This is a genomic window from Bradyrhizobium sp. Ec3.3 (assembly GCF_000472925.1).
GTDB lineage: Bacteria > Pseudomonadota > Alphaproteobacteria > Rhizobiales > Xanthobacteraceae > Bradyrhizobium.
On record NZ_AXAS01000076.1, the window covers coordinates 1 to 22,728 of the forward strand.

Genomic DNA, 22,728 nt, shown 5'->3' on the forward strand with positions numbered 1-22,728 from the left:
CGTATTGCCTCACCTATCGATACTCCCGAGTGCAATCGGTTGCCTCATTTATTTTGCTCCCGGCTTGGGTTGAGGAGGAGGCCGGGTGCGGAGATGGCCGGGGTTTCGGAGCGCCCGGCCTCCTCCGCTTGCACCTGGCACATCATGGGGTTGTTGTGACCTCAAGCCCCGGCTGCGTTTTCTCCGTAGGAACGAACAATAACGCGTTCGCTTGCTCGCTGCGCCAGGATTTAAGCCGACGTTGAAGCGTTCGAAGAAGCTTGTTCGGATAGGCTCCAGGATATTCCACCTGCAACCGGGAGAGCAGTTCGCTACCAGTCCGCCAGGGCTCGGCTTCAAACCATTTTCGCAAATCTAGCGTTGCCCGGATGAGCGGGTCAGGACGACGCCGGCCTCTTTTCGCTTTCACGATTGGCCGATCCGTCGGTCGCATAGCTCCGTCCTTCCAGGCGGTTCGTAGGCTTGCCAGGAAGAGATCGATCGATGGCGATGCCGCAGCAGGATGGGCGATTGGCTGGGTATCTGCGAGCGCCGCGAGGCGTTCCTGCGGGCTGCGGATGTCGCGCAACAACGCGACCGGGTCGAGAGCGGCATAGAGTTCTTGGAGATGGTGGCGAACCGCGTCGGGCGTGCTGGCGTCGGCGGCCAAACGCTGGTGTGGCGTTGCCGGCGCGCTGTATGTCTTGCGCACACGAGCACCGTCGCGCTGCTTGGCCATCAATTTGAACGAGGGTTGGAAGAAGTTCACGAACAGCCGCGCCGATCGATAGAGTTCAGCCAGTAGCTTGGCCGCTTCCAAGCCCTCAAACCGACGATAGCCGACCATCCTGCGCACGACGGCGCCGTTCTTCTGCTCGACGAACGCCTGGTCGTTCTTCCGGTAGGGCCGGCAACGCGTGAAGACGATGTTGGCCGCATCGCAGTAGGCTTTCAGCGTCTCATTCATGAACACCGTATCATTGTCCGTATCGAGGCCGACCAACGCAAAGGGCAATTGTTTGCGCAATTCCGTCAACACTGTGCTCAACAGCGTTTGTTCGCGCACGATCAGAGGAGCACACTCCGTCCAGCCGGTAGCAATGTCGGTGAGCACGAGGGTCTGGATGAAGCTGCCGCGCGCCGATGGACCGCTATGCGCTACAAGGTCAGCCTCGACGAACCCCGGCGCCGGATCGTTCCAATCTGCCGACGTCCGTATTGGAATACTGCGACGCAACGAGTGCGTCGCGTGCCGCCGGCGCTTGCGACCTAGTCCTTCTCGGACCCGGGCCAATGCGCGGTCGATCGTCGCAGCGCTCATTGCCAAAAGTTTGTCGCGGATCTCGGGGGCAAGGCCGAGGTGGCCGTGCCGTTCCATCGCCTCAATCAGCGCAGGCATTAACGCCTTCAGCCGCTTCCCGCAAATCCGGTCTGACGCCTCCCAAAGGAGCACGAGCGCGTTGTGTTCTGCCTCATTATAGACCCGGCGTCGCGCCCGCCGGCCTGGGCCTGCCTCTTGCTGACCTCGAAGAATCCGCATCGCATGCTTGCGATGGAATCCGGTGATGTCGACGAACTCGTCCAATATCCGCGACTTCTTCGCGCGATCCGACGTCCGATAGCGCGCGCCTGCCGCCGCCGTCAGTTCCTTCCGCGTCGCCATGCTTAGCCGCCCCACCTTCGCCCCCGCTCATTCCCGATCCAAGGGAGCAATTTACGTGAGGCAACGGCTTAGCATCCGGTAATAATTAAGGTGAGGCAATGCGAGGGTGGGCGCGGCCGTCGCCGGCGGACCCGTTGGCCGATGTGTTTGAGACAGAAGTGGTGCCAATGCTCAAGGCCGCCCCCGGCGTGCGGCCGGTTGCTTCGAGGAGATGATACGGCGCCATCCTGAGCTCGGAGCTGGAATCCGCCGCACGCTGGAGCGCCGGATCCGCGCCTGGCGGGCGATCCACGGCGAGGAGCAGGAGGTCATCTTCCGCCAGACCCACGAAGTGGGCCAGGTCGGCCTGTCCGACTTCACCGACATGGGCGAGCTGGGCGTCACCATCGCTGGCGTGCCGCTCGATCATCGCCTCTATCACTTCCGGTTGGCCTATTGCGGGTTTGAGCACGCCCATGTCGTGCTCGGTGGCGAGAGCTTCGTCGCTTTGGCCGAAGGGCTGCAGAATGCCCTGTGGTCGCTCGGTGGGGCACCGCGGGAGCATCGGACCGACAGCCTGTCGGCCGCCTTCTGCAATCTCGATCGCAATGCGAGGGACGATCTGACCCGGCAGTACGAGGACCTCTGCGCCCATTACGGCATGCGGCCTTCCCGCAACAATCGCGGCATCGCCCACGAGAACGGGGCGATCGAGAGCTCGCATGGCCATCTCAAGCGGACGATCGCCGACGCGCTGCTGTTGCGCGGCACTGCCGACTTCGATGATCTCGCCGCTTATCGCGGCTTCATCGACGAGATCGTTAGCCGCCGCAATGCCCGCAACGCCAAGCGGATCGACCACGAGCGCGCCACCCTGCAGGCGTTGCCAGATCGCCGCACCTCGGACTACGAGGAGGTGATTGTCCGCGTGATGTCAAGCGGCGGCTTCACCTTGCGCAAGGTGTTCTACACCGTGCCGTCACGCCTGATCGGCCACCAGCTGCGGGTGCGCCTTTACGACGATCGTCTCGACGTGTTCGTCGGCGGCACTCATCTCGTCACCCTGCCGCGTGGGCGGCCGCATCCCAACGGCAAGCACGACCAGGTCGTCGATTATCGGCACGTAGAACCTTCGACTCCTTGCGCGAACGGCTGCCGTGGGGTGGCCTCGGCGTCTTGTTCGCTTTTCAACATCGGCGTGTTCAATTGAAGAGGGATGGCCGATCAAGACGGAAGAAGATGATGCCGGTTGGCTCTCGCCTCGACCGCGATCTCCGCAGTACTCTTGAATTCGGCGCCTACCTTTCCTCCTAATTGTAATATCCTGAGCACATGAACAGTAAATTGCAGGTGGAGCGCACGAGCTCGCTTGTCGTTCGCTTGGCTTCGACGGTCCAGCGCGTCCGTCGTCGACCAGGCGGCGCTTGCCCCGATGGCGGAAGCGAATCTTCTTGTCGATACTGCTACTTGGCTGCCGTGTCGCGCACATAGTTCAGGATCTGCGCACCGTCGGCGATGGCCTTCGGATCAGTCCACATTGAACCGAGTGCGAACGAGGCGGTCCCTGGTGCCGCCGCCGATACAGTCGCGCCCTTCAAGTATTACCTAGCTCTTGCTCGGGCATTTCGTCTGCAATTGATAGCCCGCACCGATGCCCGACAGGTCGGCACCGCCAACCACCAGTCGAAGGTTCTTGGTGTATCGGCTCTCTCCAGTCCACCCGTTGCCGTCTTCGCTGAAGCTTCGCCGGCCCAATACTGAAAGGTTCAGCGAAGCCTTGGCGGAGCCGGGACCGGGGTATCCAGTGTTCCAGAGACGTCAGTCGCCTCTCACAGCAGCCGCAGGGTATTGGATCGCCCCGGCCAAACCGGGCGATCAGTGAGCCGAGCTCTGTCAATCTCATCGCGAAATCGCAATGGGCGGCAATTGCCGTTTGGACCGCCAGACTTCAGTACCGGTAATGATCGGACTTGTACTGGCCTTCCGGCTTGACGCCGATGTAGTCGGCCTGGTCCTTGCGCAGCTCGGTGAGCTTCACGCCGATCTTGGCGAGGTGCAGGCGCGCGACCTTTTCGTCGAGCGTCTTCGGCAGCACGTAGACCTTCTTCTCGTACTTGCCGTGCTTGTTGTTGGCGAACAGCTCGATCTGCGCCAGCGTCAGGTTGGTGAAGGACGCCGACGACATCACGAAGCTCGGATGGCCCATCGCATTGCCGAAAGTCGCGAGACGCCCTTCCGACAGCATGATGATGCGGTGCTTGTCCGGGAATTCGATCTCGTCAACCTGCGGCTTGATGTTGGTCCATTTCAGATTGCGCAGAGACGCGATCTGGATCTCGTTATCGAAGTGACCGATGTTGCAGACGATGGCGCGATCCTTCATCGCACGCATGTGCTCGATGGTGATGATGTCCCTGTTGCCAGTCGCGGTGACGAAGATGTCGGCGCGGGGCGCGGCGTCTTCCATCGTCACGACCTCGTAGCCTTCCATCGCCGCCTGGAGAGCGCAGATCGGATCGACTTCCGACACCATCACGCGGCAGCCGGCCTGGCGCAGCGATGCGGCCGAACCCTTGCCGACGTCGCCGAAGCCCGCGACCATCGCCACCTTGCCCGACAGCATCACGTCGGTGCCGCGGCGGATGCCGTCGACGAGCGATTCGCGGCAGCCATAGAGGTTGTCGAACTTCGACTTGGTGACGCTGTCGTTGACGTTGATCGCCGGGAACAGCAGCGTGCCCTTGTTGGCCATCTCGTAGAGACGATGCACGCCCGTGGTGGTCTCTTCCGAGACGCCCTTGATGTTCTTGGCGATCTCGCCGAAGTAACCCTTGGGCTTCTCCTTCAGGAGGCGCTTGATCAAGGCGTAGAAGATCTTCTCTTCCTTGGAGCCCGGCTTGTTGAGGAAGGCGGTGTCGCCCTGCTCGATGTAGTCGGTGAAGCCGGGCTTCGTGGGGACGTTCATGAGAGCTTGCTGTTGTCTAGCTCGTCATTCCGGAGGCGGTCTCGTAGCCCCGTTCCCAGAGCTCGACAAATTTTGGCAGAAGCCCTCGTGAATCCTGCAGGTCGGACTGAAGAAACAGCAGGACGGCATCGGCGGAACTGCGCATCACGCCATTGTATGTTTTTCGGAGCGGGCCGAGAATGAGGGCGTTGATGGTGACGCTGGGATCGCTGGGGGCATTATCGCGCAGAATGGCAAGCGTTCTATCCGTCTAAGCATTGTCGCAAAAGATATGCTCGCTGGTGGTTCGGCATGCTCTTGAGATATCTCGCACTCGTAGGCATCCCTGATGCTCTGCTCATCATTGAAACACGGCGTCACGATCGAAATCGCCTTCATCTGGGCCTGCCAAATACAAGATAGCGATTGATCGCGTAAGAGAGCAGAACGAGAAGGGGGAGGGCAATCGCTTGACCGGCGAGCGGCGATATCGCGAGAGCATTCAATTCGTCCAGCAGCAAAATGTTGACGAGCCAGACGGCTGCGCAGCCAGCCGTAAAGGGCAGGAATGAGGAAAGCCTTCGATAGCGAATCACTAGCCTTCCGGTGGAATGAAAATTGAACACAACGCCGCAAACGGTCGCAAGCGTGTGGCAAGTCGATGAGATCCGAGCAGCAGGCAAAAAAAGCGCAAACATAGCATAGCCGAAGACCGTGTTGACGAGACCGACAAGCACAAATTTGATGAAACTGACCGGTGTGTGCTCGCCCTCGTAGCCAGTGGGACCACTTGGCCGAATGTCACTTGGCATGGCCGGCTTCCGTCAGGACAGGCAATGCGATTTCGACGGAGTGGCGCCAGGGCCGATAGTCGAGCGAAGCGGTCTTTCGGACAAGCACTGCCTTCGATGGGCGTGCCAGGGACATGTTGGGGCGCGTTCCGAACTTGATTGATGACCGTGGGCTGCGCGTTGCCTGCTGACCGTGTTTGCGGCGGATGTCGGCCGTCCTAGCCCCGGCTTCCTGCTCCTGAAAATCCCGATAATCTGTTCTACCGTGAACCGGCTCGGCTTCATGTCCATGCCTCTCCGAAGTGATGGAGTCTACCAATTCTTGGAGGAGATTGCGGAGCTCAGGTCAATTAGAAGCTCCTCGAGGCTGATATCCATTGGAATTGGCCTACTCTACGAGGCTAGCAGGAAGGGGCTTATGCCAGAAGATAACCACTTTGCCAACGGAACGACGTTGTCAGTCTTGCTGGGCCGGACTTTGCTGGCTCTGTCCGCAGCGACCACAGCAATCCTTTTTGCTTGGCTGCTATACTACAGCAGTTACGGTCTCGAGTTCAGCGACGAAGGTCTCTACCTCAACTCCATCGCGAACCCATTCCACTACGCAATCAATATTCCGCCGACCCTCTTTGGCTTTGTCTATCACTGGCCGTATCAGTGGGTGGGCGGCGACATCGCAATGCTTCGCAGGGCGAGCGTCACGATTACCATGACGCTGGGCTGGAGTCTTAGCTTCCTCGTGATCCGGCGCCTCTGGACAGTGAGTTGGCCGCATGCGGCGGTGCTATCGGCAGGGCATGCGGCGGTGCTATCGGCAGGGATCGCCAGCCTGGCACTAGCCGACTTTCACTTGTGGGTACTCACCCCCAGCTACTACACACTGACCTTCCAATCGCTCTTGATGGTGATGATCGGCTTGCTGCTAGCTGATCGGGCAGGGCGCATCCACCAGGTCTTGGGATGGATCCTGGTCGGCGTTGGCAGCTGGTGCTGCCTCATGGCCAAGCCGACCACCGCTGTGGCCACTGCCCTCGTCGTTATGCTCTATGTTGTCATTTTGCGCCGAAAGTCGCTGCTGCCCATGCTTGGTGCGGCGCTGGTCGCTCTTGCTCTGCTGATCGTTACCGCCTACTTGATCGACGGCGGCATCACCGGGCTGGTGGCCCGTATGGTCAACAGCGCTGAGATCGAAATCCTACTGGGTGCCGGGCATGATGTGGCTCTCATGTTTCGGATCGACTGGCTCACCACCACTCGGTCGCAACTCACTATCGCCGTGTTAGTGGCGATAGCCCTTCTGCTCAGCATTCTCATGGGGGCTGCGCACAAGTTGATCCCATCGCTGGCGCTCGCTGCGGTGTTGATCCTAACATTAGCAATTGCGCTGCTGGGGACCGATCCGATCAGCATCAAGTACACGACCCTGTTCCTGGTGCCGGCCTTCACATGCTTTGGCGCGATGTTTTATCGTGACGGATTGATTCTGCGAATCCAGACTTCCACCAGCATCGCTCTAACGCTAACTTTTTTAATCCTGCCGCACCTATTCGCACTGGGCTCCAACCTCAATTACTGGTACGTCGGCTCGAGGGCCGCCTTGTTCTGGATGCTCGCGGTTCTTGCCTTCCTGAGCCCTTTTGCGCAACGGGGACGCAGCCTCGCCACCCTACTGCCCCTGACGGTGTTGGCTCAGTTGCTCACTGCATCAGTCGCCAATAGTGGTCTCATCAAGCCGCGCCGTCAGGTCAACGATGTGCGCGCTTATAGCGCTGACACGCCCCTGCCAGGTGGCAAATTGGTGCTCTCGCGACCCTTCCACGACTATCTGACCACGGCCAGAGCCCAGGCTCGAGCGGCCGGCCTTGAAGTCGGTACCCCGGTGGTCGATCTCTCTGGCCGCTCGTCGGGTCTGCTGTATGCGCTCGAGACGCGAGCGCTCGGTCTACCATGGCTGGTCGGGACATACCCCGGCAGTACGGCAGCCTTGGAGGAAGCGTGGGATCTACCATGGCTGAGGGGATATCCCGGCACTAACGCGGTCGCGGTGGAAGCGCTCGGACTTGAGAAATGCGCGGATCTGGCCAAAGCTTGGATACTGATCGAGCCGGATGGCCCGCGTCATCTTGACCAAGTCAGTGTCATGGCCTCTTTTGGAGCCGGGCAAGCGCACTACGTCGCCGCCGCTGCGTTTGAGACTCCTGTCAACGACGGGGATTTTCCGAATGCTTACAGGCAGTTTCTGTTGAAGCCCGTACGCCCCGCCGTGTCGGCGGAGCAATCCTGTCGTGAAGCCAAACGACAACGGCCGCATAGCCAGAAATGGACCCAATGGTGAAAGCTGTGATCCTCACGGGTGGCCTTAACCCGAATCCCCCAGGAAACCCACCTTCGGCCCAAGCCCATGATCGAGATCGGCGGCCGATTTCTGTGACACATCAAGTTTCGTACACAGCCGACCTGATCACTCGGCTTTCCTTCTTCGATATGGCTTTCCGCGATGATCGGATGTTATTTGCCATGGCCATTGAAATCGCGCGCAAAAGTCCGCACTCTTTCGATTGGCTGATCGATGACGGCGCTCACATAAACCTTAGTCATCCTCTCCTCCTTCTGGTGGCACTCCCTAAGCTCCGGGTTCGATCGGCAAGCGCGGTCTCGACCAGTGGCCCCTCCAGCTGCTCGCCCCCTAGAATCCGTGACATTGATGACAACGGGCGAGGATATAGCTGGCATCCTCGGGTGTCGCGATCGGACCACCGTGACAAAGAATGATAGCGCCATCGCGCGCCGCGAGCGCGGTCTCGGCCACAGCGTTAATCTGCGCCACACAGTCCTCGAGCTTGACTGCAGTATCTGCGCCAATCTGCCCACCAACGGTCAAACCCATGTGATCAACATGATGTCGGCGCCGGCTTTGATCATGTCTTTCGCCTGCGCTGGATTGAAGACGTACGGCGTCGTAAGCAAGTCTTTGGCGTGGGCGAGGCGAACCAGATCGACTTCAAGGCCATAGCCCATGCCGGTCTCTTCGAGGTTGGCCCGGGTGACGACCATGGTGCTCTCGATCGCATGGAACAGCGCTGTGTCCGCCTTAGGATCGTGAAACGGCTGACCGGGAACATCAAGCGCGGAGACGCCCTTCGCCGGGATAAGAAAGCGCACCTGCCCGTTACAGCGATTAAGCCGCTCGCCGATCCAAACACCAATGCGGGAGTTTTCCTCTGGTGTCATTCGCATCAGCCTGACTGTCCCTACCGGGAGCGCTCGCATAGCGGGGGCGATCAGAACTGTTCCGCCAGAGCCGCCGATGCCGATCAGTCCTGCAACATCGCCACGCGTTGTAATGAAGCAACTAAACGCATCCGCCATTGCACGGACGGCCGAACCACGATCGCCGGTAAGAGGGTAGACCACCTGGGTGATGCCTTGCGACGTCGGCCGCAGCGATATCGACTGGGATTGCGTGTGGCAGCGTTGAAAGGTCAACGATTTGCGCAACGAACCTCTCAGCCGCCACCAGGTCACGGACGTAGGATAGTTCGTGGCCTTTGGTGTCGGCCGTTCCGGCAATGTAGACACACCGCGACATGACGCCTAGCCGGCTGACCAGCCGCCATCGATGACGAGCTCCGTCCCGGTCACGTAGCTCGACACATCGGAGGCGAGATACAAGACGCCTTGAGCGATTTCTCTGGCTTGTCCCCACCGACCCAACGGCACACTTTGTTGTGCCGCCGCCGGATCGAGGTCCGTGCCACGCATTTTTGCATGGATCGGCGTATCGGTAGTTCCTGGATGCAAGGAATTGACTCGGATGCCCGTAGACGCGCATTCAAGTGCGAGAGCCTTGGCGAACGACCGTACGCCCCCTTTCGTCGCGCAATAGCCGGCCATCCTCGAGACGCCAAACAAGCCCGCGGTCGATGAGATCAGGATTATTGAGCCACCAGCATTCCTGCGCATGAGCGGAATAGAATATTTCGCGGACAAGAACACGCTGTCGAGATTGACTGCGATTTGCTTACGCCAATCGGCAAGCGACATCTCAAGGGTCGACACCTCCAGTGCGATGGCGGCGTTCGAAACAAGGGCGTCTAGCTTGCCGTGCCGGCGGTCGATCTCGCAGACAACCTCCACCCACCGCGCCTCGCTGGCTACGTCCTGAGGCAAGAACGTCGCGTCATGACCTTGCTTCACAAGGTCACGTACGGTCTGCAATCCCGCCGATTCGTCCAAATCCGTTGCCACCACTGACGCCCCCTCCTGCGCCAGCAATTCTGCGATCGCCTTTCCGATACCCGAGGCAGCTCCGCTAACCAGAACAACCTTTCCAGCAACTTGTCCTGTCATTTTTCATACCCTTCCGAATTTTAACCTGAATTCGCTTGCGCAGCAGCGACACCGATATGGCAGGCAGCCATGTCACATCGTCGCCGATTGGCAGTTTGGATCATGTAAAGAGGTCTTCATAAAATCTATGAGATATCCATTGACGGCCTTACTTCCCTCAATGTGAGGGAGGTGCGCAGTGTTCGGCAGTGTGATCATTTGAGTAGTGAGCTTAGCAAGCTTCGATCGGTCAATCGGGTTGATCTGATCGTCCTCGCCCCAAATCACCAACCGTGGAATATCGCTTCGCGCCAACGTAGCGATCTGGTGTTTTAGGGATGTCTCCACCTCTAGCAATTGATCAGCGAGCGCTTGCATAGCAGATCGGACGCCTGATCGGTTTAAATGCTCAATAACGCGCTGTGCAAGATGAGGCGTTATGAGGCGCGGCCGCGTTACCAAACGGCGAAGAAGTGCCAAAGCCGATTCAATGTCCAAAAGAGCTGGAAAGCCCAACAGGAAATCGCGGTCGATGCGCGTGCCGAGGCCGGCGGGTGCGACCAGCGCCAATCCGGAAACGAGATCCGGTCGACGAGCCGCTAATTCTATGGCGACAGCACCGCCAAGAGAATGACCGACTAAGAGAAAGCGTTCGCCGCGGGCCTCAAGTTGGCCGATCAACCGATCAGCAATGGTTGAGATTGTCATCTCTACCGCAAGAGGCGGCTGACTACCGTGCGCCGGCAAGTCGCAAGCGAAAAGACTGCAGGACTCCAGAAGCACTTGCTGGTTGGTGAGCCAGGTTGATCGGTCGGCCCCAAAGCCGTGAATCAGCAGCAGATTTGGCCCGCTACCGCCCAAACGGAGCAGCCGAATTTCTGTCGTCACGACTCAACCACTCCAAGCTTGGCACCAACTCGCACGAGCTCGCCTGCTGGAACGAGAATTCTGGTTAGCCGACCGGTTACGGGGGCTTCGAGTTCCACCGTCACTTTTGGCGTTGTGATTAAAACAACCTGTTCGCCTTCCTTGACTATGTCCCCTTCCGCCTTGAGCCATTCGCTTATCTCAGCCTCCTCGATTTCATTTCCGAGCGCCGGCAAGATGATGTGATTGTCCATCCACGTCCTCGTTCACTGAAAGGTGTTATAGACCGATCCGGGCGACTTCCTGGTCGTCCCAGTTCCGAAGACCACGCCGATTGCTCCGCTTGTCGGGGAACAGCTCCCAAGTGATGACATCGATGATGTCGTTTGCTTGCGGCAAGTAGGCTGTCTCCATCTCACTTCCCGGGATGATCCAGTTCGGTGAACCCAGCACACGCGGCGCGGAGAGCAAATGAGGAAAGCAAAACCGGGTAATGTTTGCCGCTAGCGTCATTAGGAAACTCCCTCTTTCCGCGGCTTCTGACACGAGCAAGATACGTCCGGTCTTTTTCACAGAGGCAAAAACTGGCTTGTAATCAAACGGCACGATTGACCGTGCATCGATCACTTCCGCAGAGATCTTGAAAGTGCTTTGCAACTCGTCGGCCGCGGCCATTGCCGCATACAATGACGGCCCAATAGTCAAGATCGTGACATCGCCGCCTGAGCGCTTGCAGTCCGGCTCGCCAACTGGAATCCGATAGTATTCTGTGGGAACGCCTTCGGGGCGGAACCGTTCAACAGTTTCATAAAGGCGTTGGCTTTCAAAGAAGACGACCGGATCGTTGCTCGACAGTGCTGAGGCCAACAGGCCTTTCGCGTCATAAGGTGTCGCCGGATAGACGACCTTAAGGCCAGGAATGTGTGCACACAGGGCGGTCCAATCTTGAAGGTGCTGAGCGCCATATGTCGACCCAACGGAGCAACGCAACACTACAGGTAGCTTGAGCTCGCCGCCGGACATCGACTGCCACTTGGCCAGCTGGTTGAAGACTTCGTCGCCAGCGCGACCGAGAAAGTCGCCGAACATCAATTCGATGAGAGCGCGACCGCCTTCCATGGCACAGCCGACGGCGGTCGCGACAATGGCGGCTTCGGAGATGGGGGAGTCGAATAAACGATGACGCGGCAGGATCTCGGCGAGACCGCGATAGACGCCGAAAGTACTGCCGCAATCCCGGCAATCTTCGCCATAGGCGACTAGGCGCTCATCATGCACCATGTGATGCAGAATTGCCTCGAACAACGCGTCGCGCACTGTGATTGCGCGCATTGCGGACAACTTCGTTCCATCGGCAGCGATACCATACCTGCTTTTTTTGGCGTCCTGCTGGACACGGGATACGGACTGCAATGGCGACAGAAGCGGAGCGCTCTCGGCAGGAAGCTCTATTTCAGAGTTCGAGAACATGAGCTTGCCGATTAACAACGGATCGGCCTTGATATCCACGGGAGGCGTAAGAACAGGATCGCTAGCAACTGCAGCGATCGAGCGCATCCGCGAGACGACCTCTTGACGGATCGCGTCGATCTGATCTGACCGCACAATGCCAGCGCCTTGAAGACGGTTGGAGAACAACAGGATCGGATCATGCGCCTCCCAGGCGCGCACTTCCTCTTTCGTTCGATATGAGGTGCTATCACCATAAGCCGAGTGCCCGACGCTACGATACCATTCAACATCGAGTAGGGCCGGCCCTTTACCCTTCACCAAAAGCTCGCGCTTGCGCCTCACAGCGTCAGCGACGGCAAGAGGGTTGGTCCCATCAACCGTTTCCGCATGCATAGCTTGCGGGTTAATACCCAACCCAATTCGTGACAAACGGTCCAGCCCCGTTGTTTCGCCGATGGGCTGATCGCTCTGCGCGTAGAAATTATTGCTGAAGAAAAATAGGACTGGCAGACCACCCTTGACGGCATCCTCCCAAAGAGAATCGAATTGCGCCATGGCAGCGAAGTTCATTGCTTCCCACACCGGCCCGCATCCGGCCGAACCATCGCCGCCGTTCGCTACGGTAATGCCGCCAGTCCGCGCCAATTTCTTTTGCAACGCCGCGCCGGTTGCTATCCCGGCGGACGCGCCAACAATTGCATTGTTGGGGTAGACCCCGAAAGGCAGGAAAAAGGCATGCATCGACCCGCCCATGCCACGATTGAAGCCGGTCGAGCGCATGAAGATTTCGGCGAGTAAGCCTAGAAGAAGGAAGTTTTCCGCGGTCTCCGTAGCGCTCGTCCCCTGAAGTTGCTTCTCAACTGTCCGAAGCAATGCCCCTTGCTCGTGAGTTTCCATGATCGCACGAACGGCGTTCGGGGGAATCTTGCGGATTGCAGAGAAGCCTTTAGCAATGAACTCGCCATGACTGCGATGAGTGCCGAAAATGTGGTCATCGGGTTCGAGCGAATGAGCGGCGCCGACCGCCGCCGCCTCTTGTCCGATCGAGAGATGCGCGCCCCCGCATAAATTGAATTCAACGCCATTGTAGTTTCTTTTTGATTTTAAGGAGCCCACCATGGTTTCAAATTCGCGAATGACGACCATATCGCGCAGCAATCGCAACAACCCCGCATTACCGAAGGCAGCCCGCTCAGCTTCGATGTTCGGTTCATAGGCATGAATAGGAATGCCAGGCGCACTCAGAGTGTTGCGCGATTTGAATACATGGGGATCGATGTAAAGCTCTTTGGGCATTCTGAGTGTCCGATTGAATCACGAAGGGGTACGATTAACCTATTGGACTGTACTGTACCGAAGCTTTGGTCCCCAATTGATGCAATAAATGCCGGATTGGCGACCAATTCCTGCGCAGCGAGGACTATCTCCGACGACTTTCAAAGGCCAGCAACTCTTCCACGCTGCTGAACTCCATTTGAAACTTCGACATTCTCGAATGTCCCGCGAGGACGCCCCCCGCTCGGCGCCCCATTAAGCAGCCACTCCTACGAGATAGCGCCCAAAGACTAAAGGATACATAGAGCACATGGTCAGCGTCGCTGCGGCAGCCTCGCCAGTAGACGAAGAGTTCGTCGCAACAGCACCGTCATTGAGAGCGGCGCGAGCAATGATGTGACCAGCGCATTCAGGCATTGTGGTGATGGGCACGATCTCAGCGTCGAAGCGACCTGCTTGGCGGGCCGCAGCCGTTCGCAGCTGACTCTCAAGTGCGTATTCGTCCTGTGCCTCTCGAGAAATTCCATAACGTTCGGCCACGATTTCGGCCGTGTCGATCATCGGCATATAAATTTCTGGCTTATTTTCCAAAAGCCAAGGATCCTGCCAACGGTAGGTGTTCATGTGGTGATTTTGAGCGAGGCTGATCGACTCAAATCCACCTGCCACCGCGACACGAACACCGTCCAGGCGAACTGAATGCGACGCGAGGGCTATGGCCTGCAGCCCCGAAGAGCATTGTCTGTCGATTGTTGTACCTGATGCTGTTATCGGCAGCCCGGCTCGCAATAAAGCTTGCCGTGCGGCGACGCGCGGTCGATCGCGCGTCGTGTCGTTGAACCCTGACAGCTCGATACGATATGCGCCCATCACCCGAACACGGCGAAGCTGGAGGTCCTCGGCAAGACGGAAGCGCTTTTCGGCCTTCACGTCGGTTGCGATGGGACGAAACAGCGGCGGCTGCGCCTGGTTGGTCCGGTTCGTGCGGCCGAGGCCCTGGATGGCGGCGTCGGCCTTCCAGTCGGGCTCTAGCGGACCCGCAAACGGCGATTCCAGGCCGATAGTTCGGCATGGTAGCTCCTCCCCGTGCCGCCCGCGTCGGAGAAGATAAGGATCCGCTTGACGTCGTCCATGAACGCCGAGGTCTCGGCGAGGTTGGCCGAACCAGCCCGGTTTTCGACCACCAGCCGGTCGCCCTTGCGAACGATGCGGCGCGAGCGGCCGGTCACTTCGGCGACCATGTCGGTACCGAAGCGCTGCACGACTTGGTCCAGCGCGCCACGCACCGGAGGGAACGAGGCTAGCTTCTCGATCAAGCGATCGCGGCGGGCGACGGCCTCCCGGCTCTCGACCGGCTGGCCGTCGCGGTAGACAGGCCGGGAGCAGAGGTTGCCCTCCGAGTCGGTGAAAGGCTCGTAGAGCTGGACCGGGAAGGAATGGGCGAGATAGTCGAGGACATACTCGCGCGGGGTGATGTCGACCCGGACATCGCCCCACTCCTCGGTCGGGATTTCGGCGAGCCGGCGCTCCCGCCTCCCCGGTCGAAACGATCTGGATGACGGCGGCGGGTCCGGCCCCAAGATCGCGCTCGATTGCGCGGATCAGCGACGGCGTCTTCATCGAGGTCAGCAAGTGCCCGAAGAAGCGCTGCTTCGCGCTTTCAAAGGGATCGTGCCGCGGATTTGGCCTGCCCGTTCAGCGTTCCGGTCTCGCCGTGACGTTGGCAGCCCGCATGGCCGCGTCAAGGTTGTTGTGGATGAAAGCATCGGCGTAGGCGTCGTAGATGCGGACCTGCTCCGGCGTAAGCTGGTGCTCGACGAGCTCATACTGCCTCGAGCTCCAAATCCCTGCAATCTTAAACGCCTCCAAGTTCGTCGCGCGCGCCGATGGAGGCTCGAATGTCCTGCGGTGTGAGCGGACGTCTTCGGAATCCGATCGGAGCGGCGGTTGTGCGATGAGGTCCACCTCAATTTGGCCTACCGGTGGTTCTGCCGGCTCGGTCTGGATGGGGCGGTGCCGGATCACTCGACATTCTCCAAGAACAGGCATGGCCGCTTCCGGGAGAGCGGCCTGTTCCGTCGCGTGTTTGAGAGCGTCTTGTGCCGCTGCATCGAGGGCGATTGGTCGGCGGTGAAGGATTCGCAGTTGATGCGAGCCTGATCAAGGCCGATGCCAATCGGCAGAAGGGCATCGAAGGCGACAAGAGACTTCCGCCCGAAGCCGCCGGCCGTGCAATCGAAGAGTATCTGGTTGTCCTTGACGATGCCGCTTTCGGAGCAGCGACCCGAGGTTACCCCGAAGTTCGTGTCGCCGTCCGACCCGGCGGCGCGCTGGACCGGCGCGCACGGCAGCCAAGCCTTCTTCGCCTACTCGACAAACTACCTGATCGATGTCGACAACGCGATCATCGTCGATGTCGAGGCGACCACGGCAATTCGGCAGGTGGAAGCGCTGGCCGCCAAGCGCATGATTGAGCGCTCGCTCGAACGGTTCGATCTCTATCCGAGCCGGCTCCTGCGTGACAGCGGTAATGGCTCGGCCGAGATGCTCGGTTAGTTGGTTTACGATCACGGCATCGAGCCACACGTCACAGTGTTCGACAAGTCGGCCCGCACAGATGGGATCTTCTCGCGCGAAGACTTCACTTATGACCATGCAGATGACGTCTACCGCTGTCCCGGCGGCAAAGTTCTTTGTCAATCGGCGTTCAAATTTGGCTCTGACGCAGTTTTGGTGCAGCTCCACTCTATTCTGCGCCGATTAGTCTGGCCTGAAGCAGGTCGATTTTGCCGCGGCCGTACATTTGCCGTCTGACGAGTTTGAGGCGGGTGATCTGACCTTCAGTCTGTCCGTTGGACCAGGGCGATGTAATTGCCGCGTGAACCGCCGCTTTATCAATCGTAACGCCGCGGGCGAATGAGGCAACGAGACTGGCACGAGCGCGCTCGATCCATGGCGACAGCTCGGCGGCAGCTCCGCGCCGGATCATCAGGTGGAATTGGGCTACGATCTCTCGAGCTTCGACAAGGGTGGGAACGCCAGCCTCGACGGCGGCGACAGTGATCGTCTCTGCTTTCGAAAGCGTATCCCGTCCGACCGTCATGAGACGAGCGATTGTTCTGGCCGCTGGGATCCGGTGAAGACTTTCGACATCAACCTTTTCGGACCGCCGTCTACGTGTCGTCCATTCACCGACAACGCGAAGGGAGCCTCGGAAGCCGCGTGCTTTTAAGCGGCGCCAAAGTTCAGCGCCGTTTCGGCAACCGGCCTCCCATTGGTCGTCGAGCCATGGCAGATGCTGATGAGTGAACTCTGCCGGGTCCGGAAGACATCGTGGCGTTCGCCCCGGATCACCTGTCGCACCAGCTTCCTGCTATGGCCGGTCTGGCGCACGATCTGCTTTATCGGCGTTCCGCCTTTCGACAGGCCCAAGATGCTTGCGTGGTCTCTTCGCGGCGGAGATAGCCCTCATATTGTAGGCGCTCGGCCGCGGTGAGCAGTTTGGGATTGATTGTCGTGCCCCGACTGCGCTGCGGATCTGGCGCATCGATTTGCGGACGGCGTCGAGGAAGGCCCGACTAGCGTTCTCCATCAGATGCCAGCGATCTGCGACCTGTACCGCATGCGGCAGGGCCTTTGCCGCAGCTTCACCATATTCTCCACCGCGATCACGGTCTACGATCGCGATCGTGGGATGAGCAGCGAGCCAGGCTTGGGCAGTTGCGGGCTCGCGGTCCGGCAGCAGCGTGACTACCCGGCGCCTTTCCAGATTACAGACGATGCTGGCGTATCGGTGATTGCGCCGCCAAGCCCAATCATCAATGCCAATAACCCTGAGCGGATCAGCCGGCGGGCGGGTACGGCGTCGGACCACGCGCAGGAGCGTATCCTTGCTCACCGGCAGCATCAGCCGTTTTGCGAAGCCTGCTGCCGGTCGACCGCCAAGCCCAGACCGAGGTGATGGACGATAGAGTCCAGCCTCGCCGTGCGTCGAGCTGAAGGAGCCAGTACACCTTCGGCGAAGCGCTCGGTGAAGATCTGGCGCCCGCACAGGACGGCGTCGCAGCGGAAGCGGCGAGCGATCACCAGGAGCTGTACGATCCGGCCCGAGAGTGGCAGATCGGTCACGCGTCGTCGATACCGACTATGGACACGTCGGGAAACAGTTCCGCACGATGGACACAGGCCAACGCTTCCGGACGCCCGGACCGCAATAACGGCCTTATCACCTTCGTAGTACGCACTCTCTACAACAAACCCACGCGGCACCAGACTGGAGCGGTGGAGTGCTTGCTGCATGGCGCTGATTCTCCCCCAATCAAAGCGCCAGACACCCCCCAAACTGCATCAAAAGTGAGTCAGAGCCAATATTGCAGGCCGAATGACACCCCGCTCGGCGAAGTTCGCCAATGAGTGTGGTGAGAGCATTCGAGTGGCGCAGGAAGATTGCTTGTGTTCGCCATTGAGGCAAAGCAAACCTCTTTCGACGCACGGTGATCGACTGCAAATCGCGCCTCTTTGAGCAAAAGCACATGTCTAGATCGGCTTCTTGTAGATCGCGGCACTTGCAAGCTTCTCGTCTGTGCGGGTCCGTGGGCGTATCCCACTCCAGATTGCGCATCATGCGGACGTTCCAAAATGCGCCTGTTTCGCGTGAGGAATCGTAGACTAGACCAGATGAGATTTCCGTCGGCCAACAGCAGATCTCGACATGGGCATTTCCAATGGTGGGCAGCACGGCGGTTCGTCGCTTGTCCTCACGCGCAAGTAGGATCTCGCGTCACTAACTTGAGATCGAGCGCGGTGCAACATCCGTTGATGCGGCCCCGTCTCTGAAGGGCTGTCAGCTCAACCGACATCCACGCGCGCGGACAGAGGTGATCGAGCATTAGCGGCAGCGCTAGATCATTGGTGAGTGCGCAGACGCTTATTCACCAAGCTATAGGTGTCATCGTGCATCGACCATTGAAGAGCGGGCAGCCGCAGGGTGATTCTGCACTTCGCGCGGCCTGCGTTGCGTGTGAAGCGTGCACTTTACTGAGTACAAAGCTGCAACTGAGGTGTCCAGTAACGAACGCGCCGCTGCCAAACCGTACGATACGTACCGATATGAGGTGATAACAACACGGCTGCAGAGCGGCGATCTGCATTTGTCCGTTACGTACGGAGTTTCTCCTCCAACGGCGAACATAATCTGTCAACTTAAGTGAGCGAGTTGCGGAATGATCCGCACCGCGACGTTCACTGGTTCAAACTGCCAGTTGACGTTCGAGGGTGGCCCTGCAGGTCGAGAATGATTGGGGGCGTGGGGCGAAGGCATCGGCTCTTCTGCAATGGTCAAGCAGTTGCCTTTCGGACCTAACAACTTGGAGGACTATATGAAGATGGTGAAGAGCCTCTTGCTCGCTTCGGCGGCGGGAATTATCGCTGCAGGCGGAGCACAGGCCGCCGATCTGCCTGTTAAAGCCAAAGCGATCGAATACGTGAAGATCTGCTCACTGTATGGTGCGGGATTTTACTACATCCCAGGAACCGACACATGCTTCAGGCTGGGTGGTTATGTGCGCGCAGACACCGTGTTGGGTTCGAGCGTGGACTTCGATGCTGCCAACAACGGCGTGGCGGGTGCCCGGAATCGGCTGAGCAACTACTACACGGCCCGAACCCGTCAGGATCTGCAGATCGATACGCGCACGGCGACCGAGTACGGCATGGTTCGGACATTTGCTGAACTCACGTATACCTGGACCACTGGTACCTATAGCGGTGCTGGCACAACTGCCGTAAACGGATCGACCGCTTACACGTCGTCGCTTGGTTCTGCGGTCGCCACCGGCGGGCTTGGTGTCTACTATGCCTTCATTCAGTTTGCCGGGTTTACGTTTGGTAAGGCGGAGTCGCAGTTCAGAACTCCCTGGGCCGAATATCCTGCGAACAATTTTGAATTGCCGGGAGCGGCTGGTTGGGATCCTGTGAATCAGGTCTCCTACACCGCTGATTTCGGTCAAGGCATCACGGCCTCTTTCTCCGCCCAAGATCAGGTCGCAAACTATACGACCAATATCTGGAACGTGAGTGGCGCGACAGCTGCGGGTATGGCGACGGGCGTGTATGGCGCCCAAGACATTGGTGGCTCGCGCGCGCCGGATCTCGTGGCGAGGGTCCGTGTTGACCAGGCTTGGGGCCTGTTTCAGGCGTCGTTCGCCGCGCATGACAACCACGCGGCCTATTATGGCGCGTCGGAGCCAACTGGCCATCCTGGCGACAAATGGGGCTGGGCCGGGCAACTGGCGTTGTCCATCAAGAACCTTCCGACCGGCCCGGGTGACACGATCAACGTGACGGGCGTGTATACGAATGGCGCGAGCCGGTACAACTTCCATGACTATATGTCGACCGCTTACGCCATGTACGGCGGCACCAGTGTCGCCGGTGCATATCAAAGCTTGGGTATCGGCGGGGTATCTGACTCTGTCTTCGTCACCGGTGCCGGCCAGGAGCTGACGACGACGTATGGTTTTAACGGCGGCTACACCCACAATTGGGACCCGTACTGGAACACGTCCATCTTTGGTGCTTGGGCGGCTGTTCGCTATAACGGCACGGCCAAGGGTTATATCTGCGGGGCATTCGTCGCAAATCTGGCGCTCTCGAGCGGTGTCGCCGGCTGTAATCCCGATTTCAACTACGCGGTTGTTGGTACAAAGACGTCGTGGACTCCGGTCAAGAACCTGACTTTCACGGGTGAACTCGCATATATGATGCTCGATCAGAAATATGCGAGCGGAAGCACGGTGACCCTGCCGTTGCAGTCAGCCATCGCCAAGCCGGCTGCGACGTATGAGCTGAAGGACCAGAACAGCCTTGTGCTGCTGCTCCGCGCTCAGCGCAACTTCTAAACTCTATCAACTAGCAAAGGAGCAAACGCAACTTCGATGTAGATCTGACCTCCAAGGAAGACCTCCGGCATGCCCGCCGGAGGTCTTTTTGGTGTCAATGGCAAGTTTCCAAAATGGAGAGAGATCTAAGAGGGCGATGTAGGGTCAAGCCGCACGGCCTTCGACGCATAACCGAACTGCCGAGTGAACTTTTGATGCGTATTTCTTCATTCGACTGCTCGTAGTTCACTATGCATGAACACAGCCGGATGCGATCCTGCCGGCGGGGTTGAAAGTCGTTAGAACGACGGTCCTAATTGCAAATTGAGCATGCGATCTGCAGCAATCAAACTCCGCTGGATGATACCGCATGTGGCGAGCGTGAGTATTGAGGGTTCGGGCCGCTACCAGGCTCTAAGCGGGCATATTGATTGAAGCGTTCTCTCTGGGGGTGAAACAACGTGTGGTTGCGATCTGCTCGCTGGATGCCTTATTTCGTGAGGCGAGGCGAATGGTAGAGATTAGCACCTTGAGGAATGGCAGCCAAGGCCGGGTTTTCATTGTCGGCTTTCCAATACGCCGAATAGCCGAACTGGCTTGGTGAAGCGCCTTCTTGAATCTCGCGGTAAACCAGCCCTGCGAAATCGGCGCCAATGTCGGATTCAAGCACCAAGGTGAGACCCGCCTTCATCGAAACCACGCTCTTGATGATATCGCGGCTGACATCGTGGTGCTCGATTTTGGGAGGATCGTCAGCCGAAGCGAGCTGTGTCGCGGCCCTGCGGTGAGATCGACGACAAGGTGAAGGCCTTCCTCAATCGCCCGATCGAGGGCGATTGGCCCTATCTGTGGATCGACGCAACCTATGTGAAGGTGCGCCAGAACGGGCGCATCGTCTCGGTCGCGGTGATCATCGCAGTCGGGGTCAACGGTGACGGCCGGCGCGAGGTGCTTGGCATGGACATCGGCCCGTCGGAGGCTGAGACGTTCTGGACGGCGTTCCTGCGCAAGCTGGCCCGGCGCGGGCTGCGCGGGGTCAAGCTCGTCGTCTCCGATGCCCATGAAGGCATCAAGGCCACCGTCGGCAAGGTGCTGAACACCAGCTGCAGCGTTGCCGCGTGGGGTGGTTGAGAAAGTCTGCATTGGCAGATTCCGTTATCGTCGGTGATTCGCAATCGGCGGAGCAACGAGATGCTGGGGCACAAGGAGCGAGATCAGCTGGAGCTCTTCATCACTGGTTCGCTCAGACAGCTCATTCCGGATGAGCACGTGCTGGTGCGGGTCGATCGCGTGCTCGACCTGTCGTGGCTAAGGGAAGAGGTCAACGACTGCTATTGCGCCAGCGACGGCCGGCCCGGCATCGATCCCGAAGTGGCGGTACGGCTGATGCTCGCCGGTCTGCTCACCGGCATTGCGCACGATCGCAGACTGATGCGCGAGGCTCAGGTCAACATCACTATTCGCTGGTTTGCCGGCTACGGCCTGCATGAGCAGTTGCCGCACCATTCGAGTCTAACGCGCATCCGCCAGCGCTGGGGCGAAGAGCGGTTCCGCCGGATCTTCAAACGAACGGTCGAGGCCTGCCTGAAGGCCAAGATCGCCATAGCCGAAGTGGTCCATATCGATGCCTCACTGATCCGAGCGAATGTGAGTTGGGAGAGCCTCACCGAGCGGCAGTGGCGGATGTGCTAATCGAGAATCAAAATGAGCATCAAATCGAGGCTGAGAGAACGGGCCGACAGAGCGGCAAATACAAGAAGATATGTATCACCGATCCCGACGCGACCATGGCGACGACGATCGCGCGCAACAGGCGACTGGAGCCTGCCTACAAGCAGCACACGGCGGTCGATGACAAACTCGGCGTCATTCTCGATGTCGAGGTTACAACTGGACAAACGAGCGAAGGCGATGTGATCGAACCGCAGGTGGATGAGGTCGAGAGGCCACTACCGGGATCGCGATCAAGACGGTCACGGCCGATGCCGGCTATGCCTACGCGAAGGTCTATGGCGCGCTGGAGCGCCGCGGCATCGACGCGCTGATCCCCGCCAAAGCCGAGCCGATCAAGTCTCGCGTGCCGCTCCGCCGCTTCCGGTACGACGCCAAGAACGACATTTTGAAGTGCCCGCGAGGGCGTATCTTGCGCCCAGGACGCCCGATCAAGCATAGCCGCTTCTTCTACTCAAAGGCCAAGGATTGCGCCCGATGCCCACTCAAGACTGACTGCCTATCGAAGGGGCGAGTTAACAAGGCAGTTGTTGTCGGTGATAATTATCCCGCACTGCTCCGTGCCCGTCGCCGTCGCGAGCGATCGAGCGCGGAGGATCGGCAACTCTATCAGCGTCATCGCTGGCGCTCGGAGGGCTTCCACGGCGAAGCCAAGACCTGGCATGGGCTCGCACGCGCTGTACGGCACGGTCTCCCGAACATGAAGATCCAGGCCTACTTGACGGCCGCCGCCATCAACCTCAAGCGGCTGGCATCCGCTTTTCTTCTTTTGTGCTGGACCATCTTTCCCTTGACCGCCTCCGCAGTCCCTCGTCGCGACAAGTCTTGGCTTTGATCGTG

Annotated in this window: 10 protein-coding genes and 11 pseudogenes; 7 read left to right on the forward strand and 14 right to left on the reverse strand. The window is 59.1% G+C overall.

What is annotated here, in order from left to right:
* Positions 1-142: 142 nt before the first annotated feature.
* Complete coding sequence (locus YUU_RS0140690; RefSeq protein WP_027527402.1) at positions 143-1,657, reverse strand: integrase; 1,515 nt, start codon at positions 1,655-1,657, stop codon at positions 143-145.
* Between the two features lie 77 nt (positions 1,658-1,734).
* Between YUU_RS0140690 and istA the strand changes: the two are divergent.
* Positions 1,735-2,747: pseudogene (istA, locus tag YUU_RS53515) on the forward strand (IS21 family transposase); the annotation flags it as partial.
* Between the two features lie 190 nt (positions 2,748-2,937).
* Here istA and YUU_RS57485 read toward each other — a convergent pair.
* From YUU_RS57485 to YUU_RS53530, 3 genes and pseudogenes are all read right to left on the reverse strand, one after another.
* Positions 2,938-3,304 (reverse strand): annotated as a pseudogene (locus YUU_RS57485) (FAD-containing monooxygenase EthA); the annotation flags it as partial.
* 265 nt (positions 3,305-3,569) lie between these two features.
* Positions 3,570-4,547 (reverse strand): annotated as a pseudogene (locus YUU_RS53520) (adenosylhomocysteinase); the annotation flags it as partial.
* 413 nt (positions 4,548-4,960) lie between these two features.
* Positions 4,961-5,377, reverse strand: a complete 417-nt coding sequence (locus YUU_RS53530; protein ID WP_051390162.1) for a GtrA family protein — start codon at positions 5,375-5,377, stop codon at positions 4,961-4,963.
* 397 nt (positions 5,378-5,774) lie between these two features.
* Between YUU_RS53530 and YUU_RS0140725 the strand changes: the two genes are divergently transcribed.
* The gene (locus YUU_RS0140725; protein WP_156944799.1) at positions 5,775-7,691 is read left to right on the forward strand and encodes a hypothetical protein; all 1,917 of its coding nucleotides are present in this window, start codon (positions 5,775-5,777) and stop codon (positions 7,689-7,691) included.
* Positions 7,688-7,778: pseudogene (locus YUU_RS61785) on the forward strand (glucose-1-phosphate cytidylyltransferase); the annotation flags it as partial. The gene YUU_RS0140725 and the pseudogene YUU_RS61785, both read left to right, overlap by 4 nt.
* Positions 7,779-8,042: 264 nt before the next feature.
* Here YUU_RS61785 and YUU_RS62990 read toward each other — a convergent pair.
* The 8 genes and pseudogenes from YUU_RS62990 to YUU_RS62995 all read right to left on the reverse strand — a co-directional run.
* Positions 8,043-8,725: pseudogene (locus tag YUU_RS62990) on the reverse strand (phosphoenolpyruvate hydrolase family protein).
* Entirely contained in the window at positions 8,709-8,945 is a 237-nt protein-coding gene (locus tag YUU_RS62490) for a Tm-1-like ATP-binding domain-containing protein (RefSeq protein ID WP_156944800.1), read from the reverse strand. The pseudogene YUU_RS62990 and the gene YUU_RS62490 overlap by 17 nt, the downstream one beginning before the upstream one ends.
* A 5-nt stretch (positions 8,946-8,950) precedes the next feature.
* The gene (locus YUU_RS0140735; RefSeq protein WP_027527405.1) at positions 8,951-9,706 is read right to left on the reverse strand and encodes an SDR family NAD(P)-dependent oxidoreductase; all 756 of its coding nucleotides are present in this window, start codon (positions 9,704-9,706) and stop codon (positions 8,951-8,953) included.
* A gap of 72 nt (positions 9,707-9,778) precedes the next feature.
* Positions 9,779-10,573 (reverse strand): alpha/beta fold hydrolase, encoded by a 795-nt coding sequence (locus YUU_RS0140740; RefSeq protein WP_035664721.1) that lies wholly within the window; start codon positions 10,571-10,573, stop codon positions 9,779-9,781.
* Positions 10,570-10,806 (reverse strand): lipoyl domain-containing protein, encoded by a 237-nt coding sequence (locus tag YUU_RS0140745; RefSeq protein ID WP_027527407.1) that lies wholly within the window; start codon positions 10,804-10,806, stop codon positions 10,570-10,572. Before YUU_RS0140745 ends, YUU_RS0140740 begins: the two co-directional genes overlap by 4 nt.
* Positions 10,807-10,831: 25 nt before the next feature.
* Positions 10,832-13,300: a thiamine pyrophosphate-dependent enzyme gene (locus YUU_RS0140750; protein WP_027527408.1), complete on the reverse strand. Its 2,469-nt coding sequence runs from the start codon at positions 13,298-13,300 to the stop codon at positions 10,832-10,834.
* A gap of 393 nt (positions 13,301-13,693) precedes the next feature.
* Positions 13,694-14,083, reverse strand: a pseudogene (locus YUU_RS62495) (beta-ketoacyl synthase N-terminal-like domain-containing protein); the annotation flags it as partial.
* A gap of 105 nt (positions 14,084-14,188) precedes the next feature.
* Positions 14,189-15,109 (reverse strand): annotated as a pseudogene (locus tag YUU_RS62995) (strawberry notch C-terminal domain-containing protein); the annotation flags it as partial.
* A 93-nt stretch (positions 15,110-15,202) separates the two neighbouring features.
* Here YUU_RS62995 and YUU_RS53540 point away from each other — a divergent pair.
* A pseudogene (locus tag YUU_RS53540) lies at positions 15,203-15,973 on the forward strand (transposase); the annotation flags it as partial.
* Positions 15,974-16,025: 52 nt separating this feature from the next.
* Here YUU_RS53540 and YUU_RS57500 read toward each other — a convergent pair.
* Positions 16,026-17,578: pseudogene (locus YUU_RS57500) on the reverse strand (ISL3 family transposase).
* Between the two features lie 1,079 nt (positions 17,579-18,657).
* Between YUU_RS57500 and YUU_RS0140795 the strand changes: the two are divergent.
* Positions 18,658-20,178 (forward strand): porin, encoded by a 1,521-nt coding sequence (locus tag YUU_RS0140795; RefSeq protein WP_027527416.1) that lies wholly within the window; start codon positions 18,658-18,660, stop codon positions 20,176-20,178.
* A 469-nt stretch (positions 20,179-20,647) separates the two neighbouring features.
* Here YUU_RS0140795 and YUU_RS59475 read toward each other — a convergent pair whose 3' ends face one another.
* On the reverse strand, positions 20,648-20,848 hold the full coding sequence (locus YUU_RS59475) for a hypothetical protein (protein WP_027527417.1): 201 nt from the start codon (positions 20,846-20,848) through the stop codon (positions 20,648-20,650).
* 68 nt (positions 20,849-20,916) lie between these two features.
* Here YUU_RS59475 and YUU_RS53550 point away from each other — a divergent pair.
* Together YUU_RS53550 and YUU_RS53555 are read left to right on the forward strand one after the other, a co-directional pair.
* Positions 20,917-21,296: pseudogene (locus YUU_RS53550) on the forward strand (transposase); the annotation flags it as partial.
* 52 nt (positions 21,297-21,348) lie between these two features.
* A pseudogene (locus tag YUU_RS53555) lies at positions 21,349-22,723 on the forward strand (transposase).
* The last annotated feature ends 5 nt before the right edge of the window (positions 22,724-22,728 follow it).

What these genes read in the sequence shown, in the direction of transcription:
- YUU_RS0140725 (WP_156944799.1), top strand. Translation starts at nt 5,775, where the DNA reads ATGCCAGAAGATAACCACTTTGCCAACGGAACGACGTTGTCAGTCTTG.
- YUU_RS0140735 (WP_027527405.1), bottom strand. Translation starts at nt 9,706, where the DNA reads ATGACAGGACAAGTTGCTGGAAAGGTTGTTCTGGTTAGCGGAGCTGCC.
- YUU_RS62490 (WP_156944800.1), bottom strand. Translation starts at nt 8,945, where the DNA reads ATGTCGCGGTGTGTCTACATTGCCGGAACGGCCGACACCAAAGGCCAC.
- YUU_RS0140745 (WP_027527407.1), bottom strand. Translation starts at nt 10,806, where the DNA reads ATGGACAATCACATCATCTTGCCGGCGCTCGGAAATGAAATCGAGGAG.
- YUU_RS59475 (WP_027527417.1), bottom strand. Translation starts at nt 20,848, where the DNA reads ATGAAGGCGGGTCTCACCTTGGTGCTTGAATCCGACATTGGCGCCGAT.
- YUU_RS0140750 (WP_027527408.1), bottom strand. Translation starts at nt 13,300, where the DNA reads ATGCCCAAAGAGCTTTACATCGATCCCCATGTATTCAAATCGCGCAAC.
- YUU_RS0140795 (WP_027527416.1), top strand. Translation starts at nt 18,658, where the DNA reads ATGAAGATGGTGAAGAGCCTCTTGCTCGCTTCGGCGGCGGGAATTATC.
- YUU_RS53530 (WP_051390162.1), bottom strand. Translation starts at nt 5,377, where the DNA reads ATGCCAAGTGACATTCGGCCAAGTGGTCCCACTGGCTACGAGGGCGAG.